The sequence below is a fragment of the Patescibacteria group bacterium genome, assembly GCA_027858235.1.
GTDB lineage: Bacteria > Patescibacteriota > Patescibacteriia > Patescibacteriales > BM507 > BM507.
In genome coordinates this window covers 1-13,035 of record JAQIDC010000003.1, presented here as the reverse complement: position 1 = coordinate 13,035, position 13,035 = coordinate 1, and the positions used below count along the sequence as shown (strand labels likewise).

Genomic DNA, 13,035 nt, shown 5'->3' with positions numbered 1-13,035 from the left:
TAATATATTCATAAATAAGATAAACTATCTATTAAAAATATGGTAAAAATTCTCAAAAGATTAGCTGGTTTTGAGAAACCAGAAGAAGAATACGAAGATGAAGATGTTCAAGAGTTTGATTCTTCACTAAACTCAGAAATCGAAGAAAATAATGAAGAACAAGAAGAACAATGGCTAGAAGATGATTACGAAGAAGGTCAGCTCTCTATTGATGTCTATCAAACTCCTGAGGCTATTATTGTAAAATCAACTATTGCTGGCGTAAAATCTGAAGATATTGATATTTCCATAAATAACGACATGCTAACAATCCGAGGAAAGAGAGAGATGAACGAAGAGGTAAAAGAAGAAAATTACCTATACAAAGAATGTTACTGGGGCTCATTTTCTCGTTCTGTTATTCTTCCTGTTGAGGTTGAAGAAGACAAAATAGACGCTCTTCTTGAAAACGGAGTTTTAACTATTGTTCTACCTAAATCAAGATCGAGCAAACAAATATCAATTAAAGTTAAAGAAAGATAAATGTCACATAAACTAATTTTTGAGAAATTTGAGAAAGATAATGCTTATTTTAAGACCGAGGATAATAAAACAATCATTCTCCCTGCCAACTTTCTAGATAAAGATACGGAAAAAGGTTCTTCGGTCTATTTAGAAATATCAAAAGAAGACAGTTTAGCAAAAGATATTTTGAATGAACTCTTGGATACTGAAAAATAAATGAATATTTTTAAACATCATCGAACAAAAAAAATATTAAAATGGTTGCTTGTCTTAGTGGCCTTTTTTGTTTTAACCACCGCAGTAGCTATTAGCTCTTATTTTATTTTTGAAAAAAAATATACTGACAAAATTTATCCAGGAGTATACATTGGCAACCTCGACCTTGGAGGGAAAACCCTAATTGAAGCAGAGAAAATCCTAAACAGCAAAATAAATTCACTAGATCAAAATGGAGTTGTTTTTTCATATCAAAACAAACAAACCAAAATATTCCCAACTCTCTCCTCTGTTGAAGGTGACTTAGCTTATCAAATAATTAACTTTAATATTGACTCATCAATAAAAGAGGCCCTAAAGCTCGGAAGAGAAGACACTCCAATTATTAATTTAAAAAATAAAATTAACCTTTTTACTAATAAAAAACAAACTCCTCTGTTCTTTTCTTTAAATAAAGAAGAAATCTATAAAATCCTAAAAAGCAATTTTGAAAAATTTGAAGTTGTCCCTGCTAACGCTAGTTTACAATATGAGGATAAGGAGTTTACTATAAAAGAAGAAAAATTTGGCAATGTTATTGACTACAATCTTGCCATTATTAATCTAGAAAATAATCTTAAATATTTCGATTCTTCTAATATTCAATTAATATCTAAGATTGAAAAACCAACTATACACAAAAATCAAACCACCGGACTTGAAAAAGAGGCAGAAAAAATTATAGAAAACGCTCCATTGATTATAAAGTTTGATTCTGAAAAAATTGATAATAAATTAGCAAAAGATGATTCTTGGACCATAGATAAAGAAACCCTTGCAGGATTATTGGATCTTAAAAGCACCTTTGATCCTTCCGTTGAAAAAGAAAAAATATTTGTTAGTTTCAGTGAATCCAAAGTTAAAAGCTATTTTGAAGAAAACATTTTTAATGAAACTAAGATTGAGCCCCAAAATGCTAAATTTGAAATAAAAGATGGTAGGGTTGTAGAATTTCAACAAAGCAAAGATGGACTTGAGGTAAATTTTGATGCTAGCTTCAATCTTCTTGAAAATAAGTTTATTGGAGAAGGTGAAAAAAATATCACCCTTGCTATAACTGAATTAAAAAGTAAGCTACGCACCCAGAACGTAAACGATATCGGAATAAATGAATTAATTGGGACCGGTCATTCTGATTTTAGTGGTTCACCTTCAAATAGAATACATAATATCTCAACTGGAGCGGCTGCAATTAACGGTCTTATTATAAAACCTGATGAAGAGTTTTCACTTATGACTGCTCTCGGTGAAATTGACGGAGATAGTGGTTATTTACAAGAACTTGTTATAAAAGGAAATGAGACTATTGCTGAATACGGAGGAGGACTCTGCCAAATAGGAACAACTCTCTTTAGGACAGTACTTCAAAGTGGTCTTCCCGTCACTATGCGAAGAAATCATTCATATCGAGTTTCATATTATGAGCCGGCTGGAACAGATGCTACTATTTATGATCCCTGGCCTGATTTCAAATTTATAAACGATACTAAAGATAACATTCTAATTCAGACAAGAATAGAAGGAGATGATATTTATTTTGATTTTTGGGGGACACGAGATGGTAGGATAGTCGAGTTAACTGACCCAACTATTTATAACATTACAAAACCTGGGCCAACCAAGCTAATCGAGACTCTCAATCTTCCAGTTGGCGAAAAAAGGTGTACTGAGCATGCCCACAATGGAGCTGATGCTTATTTTGATTATACAGTGACATATGATGAAGAAAATGTTGTCGAAAAGAGATTTACTTCTCACTATGTGCCCTGGCAAGAAGTTTGTTTAATAGGGGTTGAAAAACTAAGTAGTGATGAAGAAGAAATAGTAGCAACAAGTACAGAAGAAATAGTGCAATAAATATATATACAAAAATAAAAACTGCTTTTAAAAGCAGTTTTTGAATACAAAAAAAGATCAACTTAAATGGGTAGGCAGGAAATTCTAAAGTAGTTGCAAGTTAGCCTTAGCCAACTACGCCCTTCTCGTTAAATCCCCATGCTTGTCGTGCCTAGCCCGTTTAAAATGACCTTTCTTTATTGGGTTATTATTTTATCATCACTAAAACCCTGTGTCAATGCTATAAAAGTGGAGAAACAGTGGATATACTGTTCATATTTATTATAAATCACTAATATTAAGTTCTTATTAAACTAAAACTTTATGTTTTATCAAAAAAATTGTATAATAAGTCTATAATAAAAATATAATTAAATATGAAAAAAATATTAGTTATTGGTTGTGGTGGGGCCGGGATGTTTAGTGCAATTGTATCTACCCAATTAAGACCAAAAAAATTTAGCGCCACTATTCTCTCCGAAGAGGAAGACATATATTGTCGCTGTAGTTCTCCTTATGTTATTAATGATCAAGCAAAACTTAGTGATGCTGTTCAAGCAGAATCAATGATCACAAACTTTGGTGTTGAAGTGGTTCATGAAAAAGCGATAAGTATAGATACAGCAAAAAAAGTGGTTATTACAAATAAGAATAATTTTTTTGTTTATGACTATCTTGTTATCGCTACTGGCGCGAGACCATTTGTTCCAAAAATTCCTGGATTAACTGAATATAATTATCACACCGTCAGAGAGAGTAAGGACATTAAACAAATAGATGAAAAATTAAAAAATGTTAAAAAAGCAATTGTCATTGGAGCAGGAATTATAGGATGCGAAATGGCTGCTGCATTCAGAGAAAAGAACATAGATGTAACTATTCTTGAAAAAGCAGAGAGAATATCACCTGCTTTGGCAGATTTAGAATTTTCTACTAAGATTGTAAATCATCTAAGAGACAATCAGATAAATATTTTATTTAATACAGATATTATTGAAATTGAAGATATTAAAGATAAAAAAGTAATTAAGATTAAAAGAAACAACAAAAAAGAAAAATTAGAAGCTGATATTGTTATTATTGCAACAGGAGTTAAGCCAAACATAGAGATCGCTAAAAATACTGGAATAAAACTTGGCAGTCACGGCATCATTGTTAATGAAAAGATGGAAACAAATGTCAAAAATATTTTTGCTTGCGGTGATTGTGTTATGCCTGTCTCAGCCATTACAGGAGAGAACACTATTAGTCAATTAGCGAGTGTTGCTATTCAGCAAGCAAAAATAGTAGGTTACCAGCTTGCAAACTTTCCTATCAAATATCAGGGGACAACAAATGCTTTTGCTTTTAAAATACTCGGCCGTGAATATGGCCAGGTTGGTTTAAACGAAAATCAAGCAAAAAAGAAGTTCAAATTCATTGTTACAGGCTACGCTGAAACGACAAATGTCTATGATGACCTAAAAAGCAAAAAACCGCTTTCATTTAAATTAATTTTTGCTGGACCCAGAATGAAAATAGTGGGCGCTGAAGCTTATGGAAATGGAGTAACAGGGTTTCTAGAAATTGCTAGCATGGGAATAGGTCTTAAGCTAAGTATATTAAAATTAATGAAATACAACTACATAGCTCACCCCTCTCTCAGCCCTTGGCCATTTATGAATCCTATTGTTATGGCCAGTGAAGATGCTATGGGGAAGGTAATGGATTTTTTTAAGAAGAAGAAAATAAAGTAAGTTGTCATAAAAAAAAGACTCTTAGATAAATAATAAATGCATTACAATCTAAAACCTTTTAGACCTTGGAGGTCCTTAAAGACCTCCAAGGTCTTTTCTATGAAATAAATTTTTAGAAAGATAAAAGCCACCTGATATAAACCAGGTGGCTATTTTTTGGCACCGCCCTTTTCAATGGGTGCCTGGCTGGATTCGGGTTCAAGGGCCCGTCCCTTTTTTTGTGAAGCGAACCGAGGACCAATTCTCGAAGCCATTAAACCGGGATTTAATCTTACCAGTAATGGCCATCCCCATTAATCTCGGGGCGCAACTTGCGGACCTCAGTCCGCTCCACTGGAAGCGATTTCGCTCCCATTTCTTCCTTTTTTAAAAAACCCTTAGATTTTATTTATCTTCTTCTGCAAGATCTCAAAATAAAACCTACTTTGCGCTGGGAAGGCGTGGGTGAGCCTAACTAGATTCTGTCGCGAGGGCGTCGATTCATGGAGACCTCCAATACGATGTTTTACGAGAGAAGCTCTCGTAATTTGGCGTTACCGCGGGCCGGACCGGTTATTTGTTGGTCGTGACCAGGTAATTGCGCCGGCAGATTGATTTTTCATCTACTAGAACCTTAAACATTGGGCTGTCCTTTGTTTTGGGCCATTTTTATCTCCTTCGGCATGAGCGGTATTAAAGGAATGCAATGCTATATACATCGCGGCGAATAAAAATATATTTAAAGTGTGTAGTTAAAACTCCTTAAGCTTTAGCTACACACTTTAATCTTTATTTATATTTAATGTACCATCAATAAATACTATAAAATATTTTTTAACCTGTCAATAAGATCATCTTTGGTGGAAGGCAAAGAATTATTGTTAGATGTTATCGAGCCGTAGCCAGATAAACCCTATCGCAAACCCCTGTGCTTGTCGCGCCTCCCCCACCAAAGGGGACCTTTATAAATCAACTAAAACGGGCAGGCAAAGAATCTTTGCTAGATGCAGTCTAGCCGTAGCCGGAGTACCCTCTCGCCAATCCCTATGCTTGTCGTGCCTCCCCGTTTCAATTGATTTATATTCTTTTTTTAAACAACATTGTAATATATCACACATGCAAATATTTGTCAACCCCTCTCAGGGTAGATTCAACTCTGAAGTGCAACACCTGTCATCTCATAGAATACCTCATAAGGTGTCTTCCAGCCAAGTCTTTTTCTTGGTCTAGAGTTTAATAAGTATTCAATTTTTTTAATATCATTATTTGTGACTATTCTAAAATCAGTTTTCTTGGGTAGAAACCTGCGAATTAATCCATTTAGATTTTCATTTGAACCTCGCTCCCAGGAACAATACGAATGAGCATAAAAACAATCAAAACCTAGAGTATTTTCAATCTCCTGATAGCCTAGATTTTCAGAGCCCCTATCCATTGTGAGCGTTTTTAAATACTGTCTTGGTATTTCAGATAGTCTTTCAATCATAGCCTTGTTTGATTCCTCTATGGTGCCATTTTTTATCTTTTTAATAAATACTAGTCCAGAGTAACGTTCATTAATTGTTTTTAATTTATATTTTGATTGATTGGAGACTATTAGGTCATTTTCCCAATGGCCAACATCTATTCTTAAACCAACTTCTTGTGGTCTATCCTCTATTGATGGCAATGGACCTTTGTCTATACGGTGACTTTTTCGTCCACTTTGTTGATTTCTTCTCTTTCTTCGTCTAGCTAAGTAAGGACGTAAATCTTCACAACCCGGCTTTGTATAACCATGTCCATTTCTGTGTATTTGGGCATAAACATACTGATAGATTGTTTCGAATGATATTGTTTCATTAATATTATCCTCAATCGTACCTGATATTTGTTCTGGCGACCAGCCTAGCTTTAGATGTTTAATTACATAATACCTGACTTTTTCGCTTTTTAGACGTTTTTCTCTCCCTCTTCTTGATCTATTTATAAGAGCTTTTTCATGAGCTATTCTGGGAGTATACTGCCGTCTGTTAATAGAATCACGGTTTTTATTTACCTCTCTTGATATCGAGGATGGACTCCTGTTTAATCTTTTAGCTATAGCTCGAATTGATTTTCTCTGCCACAGCATTTCTTGGATTGTTTCTCTTTCTTCAATTGTAAAATGTTTATATTGCATATACTTTGATTATATCAAAGTGTTGCACTTACTTGTTGAACTTAGGCAGTTACTTATTTGTCCACAGAAAAAAACACCAAGGAAAATGGTGTTTTTGTAAAAAATTTAATTTAATTTATCTAGTCTACTATTTTTCCATCTCTAGAGACGAACAGACTTAAAATAAATGTTAACAAACCAGATATAACTAAAACTGATATTAGGGACTGAATAATAGTGAATTTAAGAAGTAGAACGAGTAACAATGCGAGAGAAAAAAATCTTCCAATATGCATATACAATTCTCTATTCATAATACTGTTTGCTATATCCTCACGTGACCACCTGAAGAATCCAGCGTCTAGGGAAATATGAATTAGTCCTCCAAAAATGCCTCCCATGGTTTGAAAAGTGGTAAGTGCAATGATGGATGTTGCAAATGCTCTAAAAATCATCGATATTCCATGACCAGCAGCACCTATTTTTACAATTTTATGAGAACCATTTTTATCTGCTCTTTTTCCACCCCAATAACCAATAACTGCGTAAGCTAGATTTGAAAAAAGATATAAGACACCCATAGAAAGTAGCTTTACAGAAAGGAAAAATAAAAGAAGAGGCCAAACCAAACCCGTAGAGGCGCTTCCAAGACCCTGAATCGTAAATAGTAGATTCTTATTCATGTTCTTTTTATCGATAATTTTTTCCATATCCAAATCAACCTTAATTGTTTTTATTTTTCCTGAAAAAAATAATACTATTGATGCTATTAACAAAAATATTGCACTAACCAAAAAACTTATCTTAAAACTAAAATTTGTTATAAGAATACTCCCAATAAAAGGGCTCGCAATGGCCACCAAAACAGGAACTCCAGACAAAATTGCCGTTTTACTTCCAGCATCTTTTCTCTCTATAGAGCTGACAAAATATATATGATGAGCAGTCCAATATAAACCAACCGCCAAGACATTCACAAAACCAATTAAAAATAAAAAGGGTATACTGCCAACAAGATCAATGATTGTGTTTGTATAAAATAGAGATATATAAAATAAAATATTTACAAAATAGCTAACTATCAACGCTCTTTCAACTTTCCATTTATTTATTCTTAACAAAATTAAATATTGAAAAGGAACCGTAAAAACAAACATTCCCAACTCAAAAAACGCTATATTCATTATGCTAAAACCTGTTTTTAATAAAAAAATTGGGACGAAAAGAGATATCATTGAAAGGGCAAAAAGCCTTAAAGTGTCGGCAATGAGTAGGTCATTATATTTGTCCTTTAAAAAACGAGCTAAATGCAAATGTTTATCAATTTGCATTTCGTGATGGTATTTATCCATTTGTTTTTATAATAATTATTTCTTACTAATACCTAGTGATTCTCCCTTGAGAAAAGAATTTTCTATTTCCTTGTTTCGTTCAGCCTTCATGAACTCTGGAACGTTTTTGATACAGTCATAGAATTTGAAACCTCGAGCTTTAGCTTCTTCTATCTCTATTTCATTTTCTGAGTATTTCCCTTCAATTATTGCTACCTCTATTTTTATTTCTTTCAGTCCGTTTTTTTTCCTCTCGGCATAAATTGCGTCAACCATTTTTATTGCCTCCCCGATTTTATCATTTATTATTAATATTTCATCTCTTGTGGCAAGTTCTTTTAGTTCTTTAGATTCTGATTTATCTTTGTCATCAACTTTTATATTTTCTTCACCAAAAACTTTGTTTATTTTATTTAATCTTTTTATCTTTTCTTTCTGCCATTTTCTATTAGCAAAAGTCAGTAGCACTACTTCATTCCCATTATTTTTTTCATTTTCCACGTATTCAATTGCCCCATCATACATAAGGTCATCAATGTTCTCTAATTCTCTATTGAACTTTTCTTTTATTGCCTTGGTTTTATTTCTGAATTCAAGATTTTCAGATAATATCTCGAGATGTTCGTCAAAAGAATAAGTAATATTTTTATCGGTAAAATTTTTTTGATAGCTCTTTTCATATTCATCATATGATAAACCGAGAATTTCAGCTAATTTTCCCCTTAATTTATCGGAATCCAAGAGAGTATAGTCTAGATCAAATATTACTGTTGCCATATTATTTTTTTAGTATTTTATTCAAAAAATTTGTTAATTTTTTCTTGTCATGTCTAATTATTTCATCTGATTCATCTAACAAGTCTTTTTTACTGTACGCTATTTTATTTGATGACATTCCATCAACAGCATCAACGAAGAATGCTTTTTGTTTTTTATATGAATCAAGAATTTGTTTATTTGGCATTCTGTCATTTTGCAAAACTATATCAGCGTTTCTTCCTATCGTTTTATTTACTAATTCTATGAAATCTATAGCCTCAAAAGAGTCTGATTCTCCAAATTTTGTCATTATATTCATAATATATATAATTTTTGCTTTGCTTTTTTTAAGAGCATCTTTAACACCAGGAACTAAAAAGTTTGGAACTATGCTCGTATATATATCACCAGGGCCAATAATAACAAAATCTGAATTCTCTATTGCAGATATTACAGGGGGATGAACTTTAATTTCATTTGAATGATGTGGGACTAAATATGTTTGAACTATTTTCTCTCTTTGGTCTCCACGAGGAACATCAATAGCAGCTTCTCCGAATATCCGCTCTCCATTACTAAGCTCTGCTACAAGACTTGCCCTGTCTGTTGTAACTGGCAAAACAGATCCTCTAATTCCTAATATTTCTCCAAGTGCTTCTACTCCTTCTGGTAAATTGCCAGTAAACTGAGATAAAAAAGTTAAAAGCATATTACCAGCATTGTGCCCATTTAGTCTCTTGCTTGCTTTGAATCTTTTTTGTAATAATTTTCTAGCATACTCCCTGTCTGGAGAAAGAGCCAATAAACACTTCAGTATATCCCCAGGTGGAAGAATCCCTAATTCATCACGAAGTCGCCCAGTACTTCCTCCACTATCAACCATGGAAACAACTGAAGATATGTTTATATTTTTTATATCACGCAAAGAAGAAAGCAATACATATTGTCCTGAGCCTCCTCCGATGGTTGTAACATTTATATTTTTCATAAAGCTTAATATATAAATTCAATTTACTGTTTTATACTAAATTTTTTATTTTTTCATCTAAATAAGAATCTATATTCTCTGCAGTTGTTTCCAATATTCTCTCCAAAGCTTCTTGACTGTAAAAAGCGATATGAGGAGTAAAAACAACATTATCTTTATTCAAAAGAATATGATCTTTTATTAGATAACCAAGAGATTCTATTTTTGCCTTATCATATAGCAACTGCTTTTCTTCTTTTATTAATTCTTCTCCCTCAATAACATCAAGCCCAGCACCAGCTAAAATCTTTTTATCAAGAGCTGTAATCAGAGCATCAATATCAACCAATCCTCCTCGAGAAGTATTAATCAAAATTGCTCCTTTCTTAATAATTTTAATATTGTCCATATTAATCATATGGTGAGTGTGTTTGTTGTAAGGGGCATGCAAAGAAATAATATCAGATTGTTGTAACACTTCATCAAAGGTTCCATATTCAAACCCTAGGACATCAGCCAAAAAAGTATCTTGATTTACATCAAAGACAATTACTCTCATGCTAAAAGCTCGAGCCATTCTTATTACATGCATTCCTATTTTACCAGCACCAACTATACCCAAAGTTTTCCCTTTCAAATCAAAGCCTTTTAGTCCATCAATAGAAAAATCTTTCTGAGTTGAACGGAGATAGGACTTATGAATATTTCTAGACAAAGACAAAATAAGAGCAAAGGTGTGTTCAGCGACTGTATTTTCTCCATAAGAGGGAACATTACACACTGGAATCTTCCTTTTTTTTGCCTCTTTTAAATCAATGTGGTCAAAGCCAGTTGACCTTGTGGTAATTAATTTTAATTTAGGAAGGCCGGAAATAACTTTTTTATCAACTTTTGAATATATAAACACGGAAACAATGTCAAAATTCTTTACTTTTGAAACATTATTTTCGTTTAGTACTTCTTCGTAATATGTAACATTATGCCCTTTTAATTGTTTGTTTAGATATTTCTTTTCCCAGCCCTTAATCTCAAAAAATGCTATTTTCATATATTTATTTGTTTATAATTTATTTTTATATTTACGAGCTGCTTCTAAGCCTTCCAAATCATTTATCGGCATCCAAAATCTTGCTCTGTGTATTTTTATATCAAAATCGTTCACTAAACTAACTAGGGTTTGGGGTAGTCCATATTCTTCTCTGCCTGGTATTTTAACTAGAGGGTAATCAAAAATTTCAGCGCTCATTTTATATGCCGCAACATTCACTAAATCGCCTTTTTTGTGATCTCCCTCAACAATTCCAATCAGTTTTTCATCATTATCTGTTTCAACTCTCCCTCCAGAAAAATTTAATTTAGCCTCCTGGGTTAACAGGGAAAATTTATGTGGCAAAAGTGCTTTAATATCTTCCCTATCATAAAGATCGTCGCTCATCAAAACCAAAAAATCATCAGGCAACAAATCCTTGCACAAATATAGAGCATGTCCTGTTCCTAGTTGTTCTTCTTGTGTGACATAGGATATCCTAATCCCCTTGTAACTTTCTCCTAAATAACTTTTTATCTGGTCTGCTAAATATCCTACCACTAAAATTATTTCGTCAACATGGGGAGATACCAAGGAAATACTATATTCAATTAAACTTATACCATTTATTTTTAACAATGGTTTTGGGATATTGTCTGTCAAGGGCCTCAAGCGAGAACCTCTGCCAGCTGCTAATATTACTGCTTTCATATTTTGCTATTATTTTGCTATTATCTATCTATTAAAGCATGTTTTAAAAATAAAAAAAAGGCACGGAGGTTTCCGCGCCTTGTTAAATACAGAAAATGTATTATTATTATTTCTTATGCTTCCTTTCCTTAAAAAAAGGATTGGAAACAATACAATCTTTCTCGGTTTTTAACCCAAGAGAATATAAACTTCGATCTATTTTTTTAGAAACATTTTCAGCATACTCCTGGATCGTTTTTGAGTAGCTATACTCCAGGTTTAATTTCCGGCTATCATCAGCAAAGTCTTTATAGGAGACTACTCTTGGATTTGTATCTCCTTGGCTAATAACAACTACGTCAATATCTGATTCTGGAAATGGTTCAGATAGTTTGCTGAAATAACAACTGTTTTCTCTGAGATTTTGTTTTGGTAGATAATAAACAAAATCAGGTTTTATTAGCATTTCCCTGAAATTTTTAAAATCACACCTGCGGGTATTTCCATTGTAGATTTCTTCACTTGGAAAATATGCTACCTTCCACTCGTTTCTCATCATGCCTTCAGTATATTGTTCTATAAATCTTGATAATTTTTTTTTACTATTACCACCTGAGTTAAACTCAAACAAAAGGGCGGTGTCATTAATTTTGCTACAGTCATGCGTTGTATAAAACTTTTTCACAAAATATATGTACACTTGACTACTTTCATTTGTGGAAATATCACTTGTTATAATTGAATATGCGTTAATAGGGATTAAAGCCAAGACTAGAAACAAAAAAATGTTTTTCATGATAATTCTCCTTCTGTAAGAAAAATGTAAAAGACCAAATGATTGCAAAATATACCATAAAAATAAAAAGAGGTCAAGCGACTGGCGCGTGACCTCCAGAAGTGAAGTCAAACATGGTGACTCTCCTTGTAGTCGATAACATATTTTTTGTTTTTGTCGATATTCTCCGGTTTTTTGTCAACTGTATGGTAACAACCAACAAAAACCAGAACGAAGAAAGCAACAGCCAACAAGCATTCAACTACTAGTTGTTCTTTCATGTTTTTCTCCTTTCAAAGAGCACTGGTTAGAAAAATCTAACTTTATAATTTAATAATAACACAAAAAAACCGAAAAGTCAATATTAACCAATATTAGCTATTAGAAATTTTATTTAAGTCCAAGAAAACCTAGACTTAAGTTAGTTTTACACATTTTATCCACTTTTGCGTACAAAAAAACACCGTTATTCTGGCGGCCACCTACTTTCCCAGGGCTCAGGCCCAAGTATCATCGGCGCTAGGAGGCTTAACTTCTGAGTTCGAGATGGGATCAGGTGTGACCCTCCCGCAAGTGCCACCAAAATAACGGTGTCTTTTATAAGACCAATCTAAATACTTAATAAGTTAAAATCAATATTGTGAGAAAATCAAACGATATTTTAGTACTCCTCGGCTGAATGAATTGCTTCACTTACACCTAGAGCCTATCAAGGTCATAGTCTCTGACCAATCTATGAAATCTAATCTTGAAGACTGCTTCACGCTTATATGCTTTCAGCGTTTATCAAAACCGAAGGTAGCTACCCAGCAATGCCCCTGGTGGGACAGCTGGCACACTAGAGCTTCGTCATTCCCGGTCCTCTCGTACTAGGGAACGGCCTTCTCAAATTTCCGCGATCGTAGTGGATAGGAGACCGACCTGTCTTACGACGGTCTGAACCCAGCTCGCGTGCCGCTTTAATGGGCGAACAGCCCAACCCTTGGGAGCTTCTTCACCCCCAGGATGCGACGAGCCGACATCGAGGTGCCGAACC

At 33.5% G+C, this 13,035-nt stretch carries 12 protein-coding genes and 2 rRNA genes; 4 read left to right on the top strand and 10 right to left on the bottom strand.

From position 1 onward, the window contains the following. Positions 1-39: 39 nt before the first annotated feature. The 4 genes from PF572_00100 to PF572_00085 all read left to right on the top strand — a co-directional run bounded on the left by PF572_00100 (position 40) and on the right by PF572_00085 (position 4,331). Entirely contained in the window at positions 40-522 is a 483-nt protein-coding gene (locus PF572_00100) for an Hsp20/alpha crystallin family protein (GenBank protein MDA3839469.1), read from the top strand. Further along, the gene (locus PF572_00095) at positions 523-720 is read left to right on the top strand and encodes a hypothetical protein (protein ID MDA3839468.1); all 198 of its coding nucleotides are present in this window, start codon (positions 523-525) and stop codon (positions 718-720) included. Beyond that, positions 721-2,616 (top strand): VanW family protein, encoded by a 1,896-nt coding sequence (locus PF572_00090; GenBank protein MDA3839467.1) that lies wholly within the window; start codon positions 721-723, stop codon positions 2,614-2,616. Positions 2,617-2,972: 356 nt separating this feature from the next. Continuing rightward, complete coding sequence (locus tag PF572_00085; protein MDA3839466.1) at positions 2,973-4,331, top strand: FAD-dependent oxidoreductase; 1,359 nt, start codon at positions 2,973-2,975, stop codon at positions 4,329-4,331. Between the two features lie 1,129 nt (positions 4,332-5,460). Here the strand turns inward: PF572_00085 and PF572_00080 are convergent. From PF572_00080 to PF572_00035, 10 genes are all read right to left on the bottom strand, one after another. After that, on the bottom strand, positions 5,461-6,471 hold the full coding sequence (locus tag PF572_00080) for an IS30 family transposase (protein MDA3839465.1): 1,011 nt from the start codon (positions 6,469-6,471) through the stop codon (positions 5,461-5,463). A 119-nt stretch (positions 6,472-6,590) separates the two neighbouring features. Continuing rightward, positions 6,591-7,802, bottom strand: coding sequence for a hypothetical protein (locus PF572_00075; GenBank protein MDA3839464.1), 1,212 nt, complete (start codon positions 7,800-7,802; stop codon positions 6,591-6,593). A 15-nt stretch (positions 7,803-7,817) separates the two neighbouring features. Further along, positions 7,818-8,558 carry a haloacid dehalogenase-like hydrolase gene (locus tag PF572_00070; GenBank protein MDA3839463.1) on the bottom strand — a complete coding sequence of 247 codons (741 nt, stop codon included), beginning with the start codon at positions 8,556-8,558 and terminating at the stop codon, positions 7,818-7,820. Between the two features lies 1 nt (position 8,559). Further along, a complete protein-coding gene (gene yvcK / locus PF572_00065; protein MDA3839462.1) occupies positions 8,560-9,528 on the bottom strand; it encodes a uridine diphosphate-N-acetylglucosamine-binding protein YvcK in 969 nt (322 codons plus the stop codon). A 31-nt stretch (positions 9,529-9,559) separates the two neighbouring features. After that, positions 9,560-10,555: a hydroxyacid dehydrogenase gene (locus PF572_00060; GenBank protein MDA3839461.1), complete on the bottom strand. Its 996-nt coding sequence runs from the start codon at positions 10,553-10,555 to the stop codon at positions 9,560-9,562. A gap of 12 nt (positions 10,556-10,567) precedes the next feature. Continuing rightward, positions 10,568-11,245: a nucleotidyltransferase family protein gene (locus tag PF572_00055; GenBank protein MDA3839460.1), complete on the bottom strand. Its 678-nt coding sequence runs from the start codon at positions 11,243-11,245 to the stop codon at positions 10,568-10,570. Between the two features lie 106 nt (positions 11,246-11,351). Then, positions 11,352-12,020, bottom strand: coding sequence for a hypothetical protein (locus PF572_00050; protein MDA3839459.1), 669 nt, complete (start codon positions 12,018-12,020; stop codon positions 11,352-11,354). A gap of 107 nt (positions 12,021-12,127) precedes the next feature. Continuing rightward, positions 12,128-12,280, bottom strand: coding sequence for a hypothetical protein (locus PF572_00045; protein MDA3839458.1), 153 nt, complete (start codon positions 12,278-12,280; stop codon positions 12,128-12,130). A 188-nt stretch (positions 12,281-12,468) separates the two neighbouring features. Continuing rightward, positions 12,469-12,583, bottom strand: a 5S ribosomal RNA gene (gene rrf / locus PF572_00040). A gap of 56 nt (positions 12,584-12,639) precedes the next feature. Beyond that, a 23S ribosomal RNA gene (locus PF572_00035) occupies positions 12,640-13,035 on the bottom strand; the annotation flags it as partial.

Coding starts and splice junctions, on each gene's coding strand:
- PF572_00095 (MDA3839468.1), top strand. CDS start 523: ATGTCACATAAACTAATTTTTGAGAAATTTGAGAAAGATAATGCTTAT.
- PF572_00050 (MDA3839459.1), bottom strand. CDS start 12,020: ATGAAAAACATTTTTTTGTTTCTAGTCTTGGCTTTAATCCCTATTAAC.
- PF572_00045 (MDA3839458.1), bottom strand. CDS start 12,280: ATGAAAGAACAACTAGTAGTTGAATGCTTGTTGGCTGTTGCTTTCTTC.
- PF572_00090 (MDA3839467.1), top strand. CDS start 721: ATGAATATTTTTAAACATCATCGAACAAAAAAAATATTAAAATGGTTG.
- yvcK (MDA3839462.1), bottom strand. CDS start 9,528: ATGAAAAATATAAATGTTACAACCATCGGAGGAGGCTCAGGACAATAT.
- PF572_00100 (MDA3839469.1), top strand. CDS start 40: ATGGTAAAAATTCTCAAAAGATTAGCTGGTTTTGAGAAACCAGAAGAA.
- PF572_00070 (MDA3839463.1), bottom strand. CDS start 8,558: ATGGCAACAGTAATATTTGATCTAGACTATACTCTCTTGGATTCCGAT.
- PF572_00055 (MDA3839460.1), bottom strand. CDS start 11,245: ATGAAAGCAGTAATATTAGCAGCTGGCAGAGGTTCTCGCTTGAGGCCC.
- PF572_00060 (MDA3839461.1), bottom strand. CDS start 10,555: ATGAAAATAGCATTTTTTGAGATTAAGGGCTGGGAAAAGAAATATCTA.
- PF572_00075 (MDA3839464.1), bottom strand. CDS start 7,802: ATGGATAAATACCATCACGAAATGCAAATTGATAAACATTTGCATTTA.
- PF572_00085 (MDA3839466.1), top strand. CDS start 2,973: ATGAAAAAAATATTAGTTATTGGTTGTGGTGGGGCCGGGATGTTTAGT.
- PF572_00080 (MDA3839465.1), bottom strand. CDS start 6,471: ATGCAATATAAACATTTTACAATTGAAGAAAGAGAAACAATCCAAGAA.